A 14,734-nucleotide genomic window follows, 5' to 3' on the forward strand; every position below is an offset into this window, starting at 1 on the left:
GGGCATTCCATTGCAGGGCTTCGTGGCCACTATAGGCAACCGGGCGTCAACGGAACAGGAACCGCATCGCAGCCCTTCATGGAACCAGGCAGCGCTCCGCCTGCAGCGACAGCGCCTGGCAGGCGTTGAACAGGCCCTCGACCAGCGCTGCGGACGGACAGCAGGCGGGATCGTCGTTCTCCCGTGCCACATGCGCGGCATGCAGCACCGCGGTCAACGCCGTGATGCCCGAAACGCTGCGGGTCGCCAGGGCCATGTCGAAGGCACGACCGGGGCTCAGGCACATTTCACGCCATACATCGCCATCGGCGCGCAGGTTCCTGCCGTAGCCCTTCAGGTGTGCAAAGAATGCCGATGGCGTGACGAGATCGGCGGATTCGCGGAGCGCGTTCTCCAGCGTATCGGCCAAGGCAGCAGGAAGATCGCGCACGGCGGCGCTCAGCAGCGCATGCAGGCGGGAATGATCGGGAAGACGTTCGGGCATGACGGCAACCTCACGATGTGGCCACCTGCAGATGCAAGGTGGCGGACGGTGCGGGTTGGCGTGCCGGATACATGATGCAAGAAGCCGGCGGATCGAGAGATCCCCACGCACCGTCCGCCATGAACTGGCAGGCGATGCATTGTCACGGTTGCAACTCTGGCTGCAACCGTGACGCCGCGCATCATGTACGTTCGGGACGCCAATCCCGGCCACGGCGAATGCCTTGGCGCGGCCATGGTTACCGCCCTGAACCGGCGATGGAAAGCAGGGAAATCCCGAGCGATCACGTTGCAACGTTGGTTGCGTCAGTGGATGTCGAGTTGTCCATTGACTGGCGCGCTTCGCCAACAAACGACTCCGGCCGACGCGCACTTTCCGGACGCCCTATCCAGCCGTATACGACATGCGCGCTGCCGGTGCCGAAGATCCGCCGGTGACTATGGGCATTCGCGAAGCCCGCATGCGGCCTGTGCAACGCCGCTCAGCCTTCAGCTATCGCCTTGGGTGCTCTGATAGCCACGATGGGTTTCACCCCACTCGCGCATGGCAAGCAGCACCGGCACCAGCGTGCGCCCGAACTCGGACAGCTCGTATTCCACCTTCGGCGGCACTTCCGGGTAGACGTGGCGGATCACCACGCCATCGGCTTCCAGTTCACGCAGCTGGCTGGTCAGCATGGACTGGGTGGCATTGGGCACCCGCCGCGTCAGTTCCATGAAACGCCGCTTGCCCGTCATCAGGTGAAAGAGGATGACAGGCTTCCACACGCCGCCCATCACCGACAGCGTGACCTCCACGGCGCACCCGCTCTTGCCATCCCAACGCTTGCTACGCATGCATACTCCGGAAAACCATAGTACCTACGGAAAATCATCGTTCTTGTTGCGATAACGGTGCGAGCCTAGCATGGGGCCATCCACTGAACGTGAGCCCTCACCATGAGTTTCAAGGCACTGCTGACCCGTAAAACGAACGACGGCGTATCCACGGAACTGGTCGATTTCGATGACGCCAACCTGATGGACGGCGACGTGCTGGTGCAGGTGGAATATTCAACACTGAACTACAAGGACGCACTGGCCCTCACCAATACGCGCCCGGTCATCCGCACCTTCCCGTTGATTCCGGGCATCGACCTGGCGGGCGTGGTGCTGGAGTCGGGCAATGCCGGTTTCCAGCCCGGTGACCGTGTCGTGTTGAATGGCTGGGACTTGAGCATGGGCCACCACGGCGGCCTGGCACAGCGCGCCCGCGTACGTGGCGAATGGCTCAACCGGATTCCCGGTAACCTGAGCACCCGCGATGCCATGGCCATCGGCACCGCAGGCTACACCGCCATGCTGTGCGTGCTGGCACTGGAAGATGCCGGCGTGACGCCCGACAAGGGCGATGTACTGGTGACCGGCGCCAACGGTGGCGTCGGCTCGATTGCGGTGGCGATCCTCTCAAAGCTGGGTTATCGCGTGGTGGCCGCCACCGGACGCCCGGAACATGCCGAATATCTGCACAGCCTGGGTGCCGCCGAGATCATCGACCGCACGCAGCTTTCAGAACCGCGCGACCGGCCGGTGAGCGCCGAGCGCTGGGCCGGTGTGGTGGATGTGGCCGGCGGCCCTACCCTCGTCAACGCGATCGCCGAGACCAAGTATCGCGGTGCCGTAGCGGCATGCGGCCTGGCGCAGAGCGATGCACTGCACGGCTCGGTGCTGCCCTTCATCCTGCGCAACGTGACCCTTGCGGGCGTGGATTCGGTGAATGCACCGCAGGACGTTCGCCAGCGTGCATGGGATCGCCTCGCTACCGACCTGGACCCGCAGAAGCTGGAAAGCACGGTGCAATTGATCGGGCTTGCGGACGTGCTGGACGTGTACGAGAAGATCATCCCCGGTCAGGTGCGCGGCCGCATCGTTGTGGATGTGAATGCCTGAGCGGATGACCGCAACGGGGCTCGATGGATGGGTGTAAATGGAAGGCTGCAACGCGCCCTCCATGCTGCAGCGAATGGTGAACCTGCCGTGAAACATGCGGCGCGGCAGTAGTCTTCGGCCATCGCCGGTCGCATACGCTCAGACTCCCACCGCCGCTGGACTCCCGACATGCCAATGACCGCATTCGCGCTTGCCGCCGCACTTTCGGGCCTGCCCGACATCGACTGGGAGCGCCAGCGCGCCGAGGACGCGCACCAGCTCATGCTGTGCCAGATCCATCGCGATGCGTTGCAGCAGGCCGAGGGAAAAGACGATGCCTACCAGCGCGCAAAAGCGGTCTGCGACCTGCTGGCGCGGGACTACAGGAACAGGTGGGATTTCGACGCACAGGATGCACTGGCGGCATCGGCGGTGGATCTGGATGAGCTGATCCGGCGTGGGGACGCGGTTGAGGTTCCCCCTGCAAAGCTGGATCGTGCCTACGAGTGATCCAGCAACTCCCGCGGACGTTGCAGGGTCCCAAACGCCTAAGGGATCCGATCCGGCGCCCGTGCCAAACGCAGGATCCCATCTGGCGGAATGACGGTGCCATCGTCCATCACGATCAGCATGTCGGGGACTTCGCCCTCGTGCCCTTGTTTCGCCGTGGTCACCAGGATCCTCAATGGATCCGTCCGGATATCGTAGCCACCACCGACGTGCTTCAAGGTTCCCACGCGGTCCCAGTCGATTTCCATGGCCAGCTCCTGACTCCAGACGCGTCATGATGCCATGCGCCAGGCTGTCGGATGCGCTGCGATAGACGGCATCCGGACGCGCCCAGGCTGCGCGTGACAGGCCACATGCAACGTCAAGGCCCTTTATCATGCGGGCTTAGGGGCTCTACATGCCCAGTTGACGCTTGCAAGGCAGTACCTGGATGTCTATGGAATGGCGCCCCTCGATCTGGGGCCAACGTGTGACTCGTTCGCCACAGTGGTGGCTGCGGCTGGAGGGCGAATGCATCGAGCTGAACGTCGCCGGCCAGCAATACCGGCAACGCGTGGATGACGATCACAGCGTGCAGGTCATTCCAGGGCTTTTCTGGTCGCGGGTCGAGCTGCAGACAGAAGGCACCGCGCGGCTGTCAGTGGACGGGCTTTCCAACGCGCAAGCATCCGGGCTTGCGGCAGCGCTGCAGCAGGTGCGCTTTGCGCGCACCACACGGGGACGCAAGGCCCTGTTCGACACGATCCTGGAGCAGATCCAGGCGTGGTTGAGCGCTGCGGACGCCCTCACCGACCGCGGCAGTGCCGGCCGCCGCTGGATCACCCACGAGCAGCAACAGGCGCTGCTGGCCGAGCGCTCCTCCCTGCCCCTGCAGCCGCCGGAGTTGGAGCAACTGTTCCTTGATGAGAACGTGCATGGCGACCTGCACGCGGACAACCATCGTGCTGCGCTGGACGCCCTGCACGACTGGCAGCTGGATTGGCCGACTGTATGGGCCGAGGCCAACGCGACCATGGCAACGCGTGAGCGGGTGCTGGCCAAGGACTTCCTGGACCGGGTCGAGAGCAAGCCCCTGACCGAGGAGCAGGCCCGCGCCGTCATCTGCTTCGACAACCGGGTGCAGGTGGTGGCCGCGGCCGGCTCTGGCAAGACCTCCACGATGGTCGCCAAGGCCGCTTATGCCATCGATCGTGGCTTTGTCGAGCCCGAACGGATCGTGATGCTCGCCTTCAACAAAGACGCCGCCAAGGAGCTGGAGGAGCGCGCACAGCGATGCTTCGACCGGCTCGGCATGGGCGATACCGTGGTTGAGGCCCGGACTTTCCACGCCCTGGGCCTGTCCATCATCGCCAAAGCCACAGGGCGCAAGCCGGATATCCCGGAATGGGCGGTCGACGCGACGCTGGGCTTCAACAAGCTGGCCGAACTGGTGGACGACCTGAAGGACCGCTCGACCCACTTCCGCACCCAGTGGGACATGTTCCGCCTGGTGTTCGGGCGCGATCTTCCGCCGTTCGGTGCCGACATGATGGCCGATGGGTACGACCGCGATGGCACGCCCTACATGCGTACCCTGCAGGGTGAGCGGGTGAAGAGCCTGGAAGAGTGCGTCATCGCCGACTGGCTGTTCTACAACGGCGTGGCGTACGACTACGAGCGGCGCTACGAGTTCGATACCGCGACAGACACCCACCGCCAGTATCGTCCGGACTTCTACTACCCGGACGCCCAGCTGTATCACGAGCATTTTGCGCTGGATGCCGATGGCCAGCCGCCGAAGCACTTCGCCAACTACAGCGAAGGGATGCACTGGAAGCGCCAACAGCATGTGGCGCGTGGCACCGCCCTGGTCGAGACGACGTCGTTTGGCCTGCGCAGTGGACATGCCCTGCAGGATCTAGCCGGCCGGCTCGGCGCGTCTGATGTCGAGCTCGACCCGAACCCGGACCGCGAGCTGCCTGACCAGGGCGCCAAGCCGATGCCAGATGCGGACCTGATCGGCCTGATGCGCACCTTCATTGCCCATGCCAAGAGCAACTGCCTGACGCTGGACGATATGGCGGCGCGCCTGCGGCAGATGCCCGAGGATCAGTTCAAGGAACGCTACCGGCGCTTCCTGGAGATCGCCGGGCCGGTTTTCCAGGCCTGGGACAATGCGCTGGCTGACGAGCGCAGCATCGACTTCGAGGACATGCTCAACATGGCGGCCGGGCTGCTGGAACAGGGCCACTATGAATCACCCTACGAACTGGTGATGGCCGACGAATTCCAGGACGCATCGCGCGCCCGTGCGCGCCTCTGTCGTGCATTGGTCAGCCAACCGGGCCGCCATCTGTTCGCGGTGGGCGACGACTGGCAGTCGATCAATCGCTTCGCCGGTGCCGACGTTTCGGTGATGACCGGATTCCGCGAGTGGATGGGCCATGGCCAGGTGCTGAAACTGGAGCAGACGTTCCGTTGCCCGCAGGCACTGTGCGATGTGTCCAGCCGCTTCATCAGCCGCAACCCCGCGCAGATCGCCAAAGCAGTTCGCTCGGCTGCACCGGCAACGGGCCCGGTGCTGCAGGCATTCCAGATGACCCGGCGCGAGGAGGTGCAGGATGGTGTTCGCCAGTACCTCGCCAAGCTGCATCAGCAGCTGCTGTCCGGGGCCGTTCCACAAGGCCGCAACGGGCGTGTGACGGTCTTTGTTCTGGGGCGGTATCGCGCGGATCGCGGTGCAGTGCCTTCGGATTGGAAGACGGCCTTCGGCAGCACGATGGACGTCGAGTTCCTGACCGCACATCGATCGAAGGGGCGCGAGGCGGACTACGTGATCCTGCCGGGCATGATCAACCGCAGCTTCCCGAGCCTGCGCGCGGATGACCCGGTGCTTTCGCTGGCCATGCCGGATGGGGATACCTATCCGCTGAGCGAAGAACGGCGGTTGTTCTATGTCGCGCTGACGCGTGCGCGACGTTCGGTGGCGATGTTCACCCTGCAGGGCAAGCACTCGCCGTTCCTGGATGAGCTGGTGCGGGACGGGGCAGTGGAAGTGACCGCGATTTCAGGTGCGGCCATCAACGAGGAGCGCTGCCCGGTGTGCAAGGTGGGCGTGTTCGTGGACCGGAATGGGCCGCATGGGGCGTTCCGGTCGTGCTCCAGTTACCCGTCGTGCCATAACAAGCCGAAGGGTGGGCGTCGGGGATGAATGCATCCCGCCCGCTCCGCGCCACGGCCTTTCCGGAAACGAAAAAGCCCCGGCAGGACCGGGGCTTTTGTCTGGAGCGTGGCAAGGTTGCAGGGTATCGCAAGGTCCCCACACGTCCCCGCCGCGCCCTGCTACGGGATAATGCAGCCGTTCAGACGCAGGCATTGCATATAGTTCCGGGTGCAGATACTCAAGTTTGTACCTGACGCCTCGCATGCAATGTATTGGACCTCGCAGATGGAACAAGGGCCGGGGGCTTTCGCCGTGGCGCTACCGATTCCAAAGGTCAACGCACAGGCCGCAACAGCAACAGAAAGCTTGAATCCAATCTTCATGCCATGACTCCGTTGGCCGCCCTCCTTGGGCATCCGAAGCCTAGCGCGGGTGCCGGGTGCATTCAAATTTCCCGGCGCGAACGTCAGCGCTTGTGCACTTGGAACGATTACCGCCCTTGAAGAAGTAATTCCCTGTTGCCAGAGAAATGCATCGGTTTATTCGTTCACCTGACCCTCGTGACCGGATGGTTGGCCGGCAAGGTCCGTGGCAACAAAAAAACCCCTGTTCCCAGGGGCTCTTTGAAATGATTGGCGGAGAGAGTGGGATTCGAACCCACGGAAGGTTTAACCCTTCGCCGGTTTTCAAGACCGGTGCCTTAAACCGCTCGGCCATCTCTCCAATCGGGTCCCGGTCGCCCGGGCAGCGGCGTATTCTCGCACGTGAAGGGCATTTGCCCAAGACCACCTTGCCCCTGCCCTTCGCATCCGGCACGGTGGGGGCCTTCACCGCACTCGGAGCCGCCATGGCCCATCTCGATCTGGCTAACCTGCGCACCTGCCTGCTGGACGATACCCAGCTGGCCGCAGTGGCCCTGCATCGCACCTTCGCCGGACACCTGCCGGTCAACAGCGGGCATCTGGTGGTCTGCGATCCGCTGGTGCAGGCCGAGGCGCCGGCGCTGGCCGACTACACCGCCCCACAGGGCCGGCATCCGGTCGAAATCATCGTGCACAGCGGCCGCCCGGCGTTGGCCGTGGTCTGGTTCAAGCCCCGCGAAGCTCTCACCGCGACCGCCCTGCACTGGCAGATGGCGCGCTGGACCACGCAGGACCTGACCGGCCTGGATGAGGACAGCTTCATCGGCTATCCGGTCGACGCCGGCATCGGCTGCTTCATGGACACCGACACCCAGCAGGCGCTGCTGGCCCTGATCGAACAGGCCGATGGCGACGAAGAGAGTGAATGGTCGGATGCACTGATCGACCACGATGGCCTGGATGAAGGCGCCGAATATCGCCCCTGGGGCGAGGACTCGCCGCACGGCCTGGTCGTGTTCACCAGCGGCTGGGGCGACGGTGTCTATCCCAGCTACTGGGCGCTGGATACGTCCGGCATTCCGGTCGCGCTGGTCACCGATTTCCTGTGCATCCAGGGCGGTGATGGACGCGACGAGCGCGAGGTTGCCGACCAGGCCTATCGCGACAACCTGCCAGCTGCGGAAGCCGAGGCGCTGGCGCGGCTGGTGGCCGCCGTGGAGCGCGATGACGCGGAAGCGCTGCGAGGCCTGCTGAAGGATGCGCCGCAGCGCGCCAACCAGATCGAACCAGGCTGTGGCGGCACCGCGCTGTTCGAGGCGATCCGCCTGGACCGTCCGCAGGCATTGCGGGTGCTGTTGCAGGGCGGCGCATTGCCGGCGATGCCCGAGCGCCTGCACATGAGCAAGGTGACCAGCTATCTGGACTATGCGCGCTTCCTGAAGAAGCCACGCAGCGCGGAGCTGATGGCGGTGCTGGAAGTGCCCGTCGTTGCAGCCGAACCGCCACCGGCCGCGCCGCGACGCCGTAGTTTCTGGGACCGGCTGTTCGGCCGGAGCTGATCGGCATCGGAAAACAGCAACGCCGGGCATGGCCCGGCGCTACCTTCCCGCTATCTCAGCCGGCATCCACCGCCAGCGCACCCAGTGCACTGGCCTTGATCCGCTCCTTGGCCTTTTCACAGGCGCCACCGCAATCCAGGCGCGAGGCCTCCAGCTGCGGCGGCAGGTGCTCGGCCAGGAAGTCGATGAACACGCGCACCGCCGGCAGCAGGCCGCGGCGCGAGGCGAACACGGCATGGCACACGCCCTGCGGCAGTGACCAGTCCGGCAGCACCACTTCCAGCTCGCCGTTGCGCACGGCGTCGGCGCACACGGTTTCCGGCAGCATGGTGATGCCGAAACCGTCCTTCACCATGCTCTGCAGCAGCGGGAAGTCGAAGCCGGCCACGCGCGGCTGCAGGTCGACCCGGCGCACCTCGCCTTCCGGGCCATGCAGTTCCCAGCGCTGGCGTGCTTCATCTTCGCTGATGCTGAGGGTGACGTGCTGGGTCAGCTCTTCCGGGTCCTTGGGGCGGCCGGCGCGGTCGAGGTACTTCGGGCTGGCCACCAGCAGTTCCTGCACCTGGCCGAAGCTGCGCATCACCAGGCTGCCGTCGTCGTCCAGGCGCGAACGCACGCGCAGGGCCACGTCGTAGCCTTCGTTGATGATGTCCACGCGACGGTTGCTGATGTTCAGCTGCAGGCGCACCTTCGGATACTGCTCAAGGAACTTGGGCAGCAGCTTGGGCAGCTGCATCTGCGCCAGTGACACCGGTACGCTGGCGCGCACTACGCCGCGTGGTTCGGCGCTGAGGCGGTCCACCACTTCGCGGGCGGCCTGGGCCTCGGCCAGCATCGTCTGCGCATGGCGGTGCACGCTGGTGCCGACGTCGGTGACCGCGAAACGGCGCGTGGAGCGCTGCAGCAGGCGCACGCCCAGGTCGGTTTCCAGCTGGCTGATGCGACGGCTCAGGCGCGACTTGGGGATGCCCAAGGCGCGCTCGGCGGCGGCGAATCCGCCGTGGTCGACCACCATCGCGAAGTAGTACAGATCATTCAGGTCATGCATGCCCGAGTTCCATATCTAGAACAATACGTGGCATTCAACCACCTTTATTCCGCCTTTGCAACAACCTATCGTTCTCTCCGTCGGCGGGGCACCCCGCCCCTTCCTCCCAGAACATAGGTGACTGCCATGAAGCTTCTGCATCTCGACGCCAGCGTGCTTGGCGACAACTCCGTGTCCCGCCAGCTGTCGGCCGCCGTGGTCGCCCGCTTCACCGGCCAGATCGACGGCCTGCAGGTTGATTATCGCGATCTTGACGCCAATCCGGTACCGCATCTGCGCAGCAGTTCGCTGGCCAAGACCGATGCCGCCGAGGCGACCGATGCTGAACAGGTGATGCAGCAGTTCCTGGACGCCGACATCGTGGTGATCGGTGCACCGATGTACAACTTCAGCATCCCCTCCACGCTGAAGGCCTGGATCGACCGCGTGGCCGTGGCCGGCCGCACCTTCAAGTACACCGAGAACGGCCCGGTGGGCCTGGCCGGTGGCAAGCGGGTGATCATCGCCAGCAGCCGCGGCGGCATCTACACCGACTCGCCGGCCGACTTCCAGGAGCCGTTCCTGCGCCAGGTGTTCGCCCTCATGGGCATCAACGAAGTCGAGTTCGTGCGCGCCGAAGGCATCGCCTACTCGCCGCAGCACCGTGAAGACGCCATTGCCGGCGCGCTTGCGGCACTGCCGTCGCACGCAGCGGATGAAGCCGTCGCGGCGTAACGCGTTCCAACGTTCGGCGCCCCTCTCTCCTCGTCTGGGCGCTGAACGCGGGCCGGGATCCCCTCCCCCATCCCGGCCCACCCTGGCGGCCCCGCTCTGCGGGGCCGTTTTTTGTGTGCATCAGCAGATCCACACCATGCGTGGATGCGGTGTCATACCCGGCGGAAACAGTACAGTGGGCCATGAACTACATCGTGACCACTGCACACCGCAGCGAATTTCCGCACCCGATCACCCTGCGCCGTGGCCAGGCACTGGTAGTGGGCGAACGCTATGAAGGCCCGGAGGGCTGGGACGACTGGTTCCTGTGCGAGGCCGAGGGGCAGCAGCCCGGCTTCGTGCCGGCGCAGGTGATCGGCCGCGATGCGCAGGGTGGCGCGTTTGCCACGGAGGATTACTGCGCGCGGGAACTGGATGTGGATCCGGGGCAGCCGCTGCGAGGGATGCGCGCGCTCAACGGGTGGGCATGGTGCACGCCGGAGGCCGGCGAACCGGGATGGGTGCCGTTGGAGAAGCTGCGCGCTGTGGAGTGATCACGGTGGTTCATCCACGCATGGCGTGGATCTACTGGGACATCGGTGAATTCATGCCGGGCGCGTGCAACATCCTCCAGTAGATCCACGCCATGCGTGGATGCGGTGCCATGCAAGCATGGCACCCACCAGAGCCACAGCGGTGCCATGCAAGCATGGCACCTACCCGGTCAGGGAATCAGGCGATGGTTTCCAGGCCGCCCATGTACGGGCGCAGGGCCTCCGGCACGGTGATGCTGCCGTCGGCGTTCTGGTAGTTCTCCATCACCGCGATCATCGCGCGGCCGACGGCCACGCCCGAGCCATTCAGCGTGTGCGCCAGTTCCGGCTTGCCGGTGGCCGGGTTGCGCCAGCGCGCCTGCATGCGGCGGGCCTGGAAATCACCACAGTTCGAGCACGAGGAGATCTCGCGGTAGGTTTCCTGCGACGGCAGCCAGACTTCCAGGTCGTAGGTCTTCACCGCCGAGAAGCCCATGTCGCCGGTGCACAGCAGCACCTTGCGGTACGGCAGGCCCAGCTTTTCCAGCACCACTTCGGCGCAGCGGGTCATGCGCTGGTGTTCGGCGTCGCTGTCTTCCGGGCGGCTGATCGAGACCAGCTCGACCTTCTCGAACTGGTGCTGGCGGATCATGCCGCGCACGTCGCGGCCACCGCTGCCAGCCTCGGCACGGAAGCACATCGAGTGAGCGGTCATGCGCAGCGGCAGGCGCTCGGCGTCAACGATCTCATCGCGCACGATATTGGTCAGCGGTACTTCCGAGGTCGGGATCAGGTAACGCGTGGAGTCGCCCACGGCGGTCTTGAACAGATCGTCCTCGAACTTCGGCAGCTGGCTGGTACCACGCAGCGAGTCAGCGTTGACCAGCAGCGGTACGTTGGTTTCCTCATAGCCGTGCTCACCGGTGTGCAGGTCGACCATGAACTGGGCCAGGGCACGGTGCAGGCGCGCGATCGGGCCGCGCAGGACGGTGAAGCGCGAACCGGACAGCTTGGCCGCGGTCTCGCCGTCCAGCCAGCCGTTGCGGGCGCCCAGTTCGACGTGGTCGAGCACCTTGAAATCGAACTGGCGCGGGGTACCCCAGCGCGCCTTCTCGACGTTGTCGTTCTCGTCGGCACCGGCCGGCACGTCATCGGCCGGCAGGTTCGGAATGCCCATCGAGAGGGTGTCGATCTTCTCGCGCAGCTCGTCCAGCGCCACTTCCGAGGCCTTCAGCTCATCGGCGAAGGCAGCGACCTCGGCCATGATGGCCGAGACGTCCTCGCCCTTGGCCTTGGCCTGGCCGATGGCCTTGGAACGGCTGTTGCGCAGGCTCTGCAGCTCCTGGGTCCGCACCTGGATGCGCTTGCGATCAGTCTCCAGGGACTCCAGGGCAGACACGTCGAGCTCGAAGCCGCGGCTGGTGCGCAGGCGTTCGGCGAGGTCGGCGGGCTGGTGGCGGAGCAGGGCTGGATCAAGCATGGCAGGTGTCGTGGTGGGTATCAGGGATGGGATTATCGCTTGTTATACGGATTTCTGCCGCCCGGTTCATTCCCGCCGTGGCAGAATCGAGCCATTCCGTACTGGTCCGGTCCATGTCTGCACCCCGCTCGTCGTCCGCCAAGTCGTTCACTGTGCATATCCCGCGCAACGCCCTGAAGATCGCCGGCATCGCCTTCGGCGTGGGCGTGCTGCTGTTCGTGCTGGTCTGGTTGACCGGCCGCGACAAGGAATTCTTCCGTGCCGACCCGGCCGCGCAGACCCCGCAGGAGACCGCGCAGGTGGAACCGCTGCCCGAGCCGCTGGCTGCGGCCGCGGGTTCCAGCGACATGCCTGATGCCAAGCCGGCCCCGGTCGAGGAAGAGGCCCCGAAGCTGGTCGAAACCGCGCCGCCACCGCCGGCGCCCATCGCTGAAGCGGCCCCGGCCGCACCGGCCCCCACGCCGGCCGCCACCGGCAATAGCCAGCCGATGCCGATTGCCGGCCAGTCGCCGCCGCCGGCCTACCCGGCTGCCGCGCTGCGCGCCGGCGAGACCGGCAGCGTGGTGGTACGCGTGGACGTGGATGCCACCGGCTATCCGAACAATGCCACCGTGATTCAGCGCAGCGGCTCACGCGAGCTCGACCGTGCCGCGACCGATGCCGTGCGCCGCTGGCGCTTCACCCCGGCACAAAGCAACGGCCAGGCGGTACCGGGCAGCATTGAAGTGCCGTTCGACTTCAAGACCCAGTAACTGAACGTTGCCCGGCAGGCAAACTGAACCCTGCCGGTCGCGTTGACGCAACGCTGACACTTCCCGCCGCTGGCCCGCGCAACACTCTCCCCGTCGTCAATTGACGGAAGGAGTTTGCGATGACCGCCACCACCCACGAAGACCTTCATTCGCCGCAGCTGCAACATGACGCCAGCGAACAGCACAAGCCCACGTCGCCCTGGATGTGGATCGCGCTGATCGTGGCGATGTTTGCCGCCGCGCTGCTCTGGCTGCGTCACTCGAACCAGGAAGACGTGGCGCCGGCACCGGTTGGCGAGCGCATGCTGCCCGCCCCTGAGCAGGCGCCGGTCGCCGACGCACAGGAACCTGCTGCCCGCCAGGCCGCACCGGCCGGCAGCCAGCGCAAAGCCGCCCCTGCGGTACGCAATCGCGAGGCGCGCCCGCTGGCAGGCAACAGCAAGCCGACCTACCCCGCTGCCGCGCTGCGCAACGGCGTGCAGGGCAGCCTGGTTGCCAGCCTGAATGTCGATACCCGTGGCCAGGTGACCAATGCCGCGATTGTTTCGCGCAGCGGTGAACGCAGCCGTGACCTGGATCGTGCGGTGCTGAGCGCCGTGCAGAACTGGAAGTTCCAGCCGGCAATGCATGAGGGCCGTGCAGTGGCCAGCGTGGTGCGGGTCCCGGTGGATTTCCGTACCGAACAGCGTTGATCGCGGACGAGGGGTTCGTGATGTTTAGACGGAGGCTTCGGCCTCCGTCCTTTTATGCGGAGAAGCGTGCCGACCAAGGTCGGCACCTACCGGGTGATCTGGGCGTGCCAACCAAGGTTGGCACCTACCGGGCGATGTGAGCGTGCCGACCAAGGTTGGCAGCTATCGGAAAACACGATCCGCCAGGCAGCGCCCGGCGGTCGCGATGCCGATCAGGCCAAGTTGAATCCGGCGCTGCGCGCCAGGCCATCGAAGTCCGGGAAGGACGTGGCGACGTTGGCGATGTCGTTGATGCGCACTTCGCCGTCGCTGATCTGGCCGGCGATGGCAAACGCCATGGCGATGCGATGGTCACCGTGGCTTTCGATGGTGCCGCTGCCCAGGCGGACGCCGCCGTGCAGGGTGGCGCCGTCTTCGGTTTCGTCCACCTGCATGCCCAGCGCACGCAGGCCGGTGGCCATCGCCGCAAGGCGATCGGATTCCTTCACCCGCAGTTCGGCCGCACCGGTCACCACGGTCTGGCCTTCGGCGGCGGCGGCAGCCACGAACAGCGCCGGGAACTCATCAATCATGTCCGGCACCAGCGCCTCGGGAATGCGTGCGCCCTTCAGCGGTGCGTAGCGCACCACCAGATCGGCCACCGGTTCACCGCCCTGCTCGGCCGGATTCTCTTCGGTGATGTCCGCCCCCATCAGGCGCAGCGCGTGCAGCAGGCCGGTGCGGCGCGGGTTCAGGCCAACCTGCTTCAGGCGCAGCTCGGAACCGGGAATGATGCTGGCGGCGACCAGGTAGAACGCGGCCGAGGAGAAATCGGCCGGCACCACGATATCCGTGGCGCGCAGGCGCTGGCCGCCACGCAGGCGGGCCTTGCCGGGCGAAAAGTCGATTTCCACGCCGAACGCCGAGAGCATGCGCTCGGTGTAATCGCGGGTCGGGTGCGGTTCGACAACGCTGGTTTCGCCCTGCGCGTACAGGCCGGCCAGCAGCACGGCCGACTTGATCTGCGCACTGGCCACCGGCGAGGCGAAGTCGATGCCCTGCAGCGCCTGGCCACCATGCACCTGCAGCGGCGGCGTGCCATCGCTTTCGGTGTCGATCTTCGCGCCCATCTGCGACAGCGGGCCGGTCACGCGGCGCATCGGGCGGCCGGACAGCGACTCATCGCCGATCAGCGTGCAGTCGAACGCCTGGCCCGCCAGCAGGCCGGCCAGCAGGCGCATGCCGGTACCGGCATTTCCGCAGTCCAGCGGTGCCTCCGGCGCCTTCAGGCCGTCGATACCGACGCCGTGCACGATGCGCTGCGACGGGCTGGGGGTTTCGATACGCACACCCAGCTGGCTGAAGATGCGCGCAGTCGCGCGGGTGTCCTCGCCTTCCAGGAAGCCTTCGATATGCGAAGTGCCATCAGCCAGCGCGGCGAACATCACCGAGCGGTGCGAGACCGACTTGTCGCCGGGAATGGTCAGGCTGCCCTGCAGCGGCTGGCCCTTGCGGGCAATCCAGTGTTGCGCGTTGCTCATCGTTCGATCATTCCGTAAACGCCGGCAGCGCCGGCGATGGATCAGGGAGCGG

At 65.7% G+C, this 14,734-nt stretch carries 14 protein-coding genes and 1 tRNA gene; 8 read left to right on the forward strand and 7 right to left on the reverse strand.

What is annotated here, in order from left to right:
• Nucleotides 1–76: 76 nt before the first annotated feature.
• Together EGM71_RS12785 and EGM71_RS12790 are read right to left on the reverse strand one after the other, a co-directional pair.
• Nucleotides 77–484 carry a hypothetical protein gene (locus EGM71_RS12785; protein ID WP_188485229.1) on the reverse strand — a complete coding sequence of 136 codons (408 nt, stop codon included), beginning with the start codon at nucleotides 482–484 and terminating at the stop codon, nucleotides 77–79.
• A gap of 488 nt (nucleotides 485–972) precedes the next feature.
• Nucleotides 973–1,320, reverse strand: coding sequence for a winged helix-turn-helix transcriptional regulator (locus tag EGM71_RS12790; protein WP_188485230.1), 348 nt, complete (start codon nucleotides 1,318–1,320; stop codon nucleotides 973–975).
• 102 nt (nucleotides 1,321–1,422) lie between these two features.
• Here EGM71_RS12790 and EGM71_RS12795 point away from each other — a divergent pair, with 102 nt between their 5' ends.
• Entirely contained in the window at nucleotides 1,423–2,412 is a 990-nt protein-coding gene (locus tag EGM71_RS12795; protein WP_188485231.1) for an MDR family oxidoreductase, read from the forward strand.
• A gap of 168 nt (nucleotides 2,413–2,580) precedes the next feature.
• Nucleotides 2,581–2,901 (forward strand): hypothetical protein, encoded by a 321-nt coding sequence (locus EGM71_RS12800; RefSeq protein WP_188485232.1) that lies wholly within the window; start codon nucleotides 2,581–2,583, stop codon nucleotides 2,899–2,901.
• A 38-nt stretch (nucleotides 2,902–2,939) separates the two neighbouring features.
• On the opposite strand, the gene EGM71_RS12805 is transcribed toward EGM71_RS12800, so the two are convergent.
• On the reverse strand, nucleotides 2,940–3,149 hold the full coding sequence (locus EGM71_RS12805; protein ID WP_188485233.1) for a hypothetical protein: 210 nt from the start codon (nucleotides 3,147–3,149) through the stop codon (nucleotides 2,940–2,942).
• Nucleotides 3,150–3,337: 188 nt separating this feature from the next.
• On the opposite strand from EGM71_RS12805, the gene EGM71_RS12810 reads away from it, so the two are divergent.
• Nucleotides 3,338–6,091, forward strand: a complete 2,754-nt coding sequence (locus EGM71_RS12810) for a UvrD-helicase domain-containing protein (RefSeq protein ID WP_188485234.1) — start codon at nucleotides 3,338–3,340, stop codon at nucleotides 6,089–6,091.
• A gap of 585 nt (nucleotides 6,092–6,676) precedes the next feature.
• Here EGM71_RS12810 and EGM71_RS12815 read toward each other — a convergent pair.
• Nucleotides 6,677–6,766, reverse strand: a tRNA-Ser gene (locus EGM71_RS12815).
• Between the two features lie 124 nt (nucleotides 6,767–6,890).
• Here EGM71_RS12815 and EGM71_RS12820 point away from each other — a divergent pair.
• Nucleotides 6,891–7,964 (forward strand): DUF4241 domain-containing protein, encoded by a 1,074-nt coding sequence (locus EGM71_RS12820; RefSeq protein ID WP_188485235.1) that lies wholly within the window; start codon nucleotides 6,891–6,893, stop codon nucleotides 7,962–7,964.
• Nucleotides 7,965–8,019: 55 nt separating this feature from the next.
• On the opposite strand, the gene EGM71_RS12825 is transcribed toward EGM71_RS12820, so the two are convergent.
• Entirely contained in the window at nucleotides 8,020–9,012 is a 993-nt protein-coding gene (locus EGM71_RS12825; RefSeq protein WP_005410175.1) for a LysR family transcriptional regulator, read from the reverse strand.
• A 126-nt stretch (nucleotides 9,013–9,138) separates the two neighbouring features.
• Here EGM71_RS12825 and EGM71_RS12830 point away from each other — a divergent pair, with 126 nt between their 5' ends.
• Nucleotides 9,139–9,726, forward strand: a complete 588-nt coding sequence (locus EGM71_RS12830; protein ID WP_188485236.1) for an FMN-dependent NADH-azoreductase — start codon at nucleotides 9,139–9,141, stop codon at nucleotides 9,724–9,726.
• A gap of 182 nt (nucleotides 9,727–9,908) precedes the next feature.
• Nucleotides 9,909–10,259: a ligand-binding protein SH3 gene (locus EGM71_RS12835; RefSeq protein ID WP_188485237.1), complete on the forward strand. Its 351-nt coding sequence runs from the start codon at nucleotides 9,909–9,911 to the stop codon at nucleotides 10,257–10,259.
• A 178-nt stretch (nucleotides 10,260–10,437) separates the two neighbouring features.
• Here EGM71_RS12835 and serS read toward each other — a convergent pair whose 3' ends face one another.
• Entirely contained in the window at nucleotides 10,438–11,718 is a 1,281-nt protein-coding gene (gene serS, locus EGM71_RS12840) for a serine--tRNA ligase (protein WP_188485238.1), read from the reverse strand.
• Between the two features lie 113 nt (nucleotides 11,719–11,831).
• Between serS and EGM71_RS12845 the strand changes: the two genes are divergently transcribed.
• Complete coding sequence (locus EGM71_RS12845; protein WP_188485239.1) at nucleotides 11,832–12,470, forward strand: energy transducer TonB; 639 nt, start codon at nucleotides 11,832–11,834, stop codon at nucleotides 12,468–12,470.
• Between the two features lie 119 nt (nucleotides 12,471–12,589).
• On the forward strand, nucleotides 12,590–13,162 hold the full coding sequence (locus EGM71_RS12850) for an energy transducer TonB (protein WP_188485240.1): 573 nt from the start codon (nucleotides 12,590–12,592) through the stop codon (nucleotides 13,160–13,162).
• Nucleotides 13,163–13,374: 212 nt separating this feature from the next.
• On the opposite strand, the gene aroA is transcribed toward EGM71_RS12850, so the two are convergent.
• On the reverse strand, nucleotides 13,375–14,682 hold the full coding sequence (aroA, locus tag EGM71_RS12855; RefSeq protein ID WP_188485241.1) for a 3-phosphoshikimate 1-carboxyvinyltransferase: 1,308 nt from the start codon (nucleotides 14,680–14,682) through the stop codon (nucleotides 13,375–13,377).
• Between the last annotated feature and the right edge of the window lie 52 nt (nucleotides 14,683–14,734).

Source organism: Stenotrophomonas maltophilia, assembly GCF_006970445.1.
Classification (GTDB): domain Bacteria; phylum Pseudomonadota; class Gammaproteobacteria; order Xanthomonadales; family Xanthomonadaceae; genus Stenotrophomonas; species Stenotrophomonas maltophilia_AU.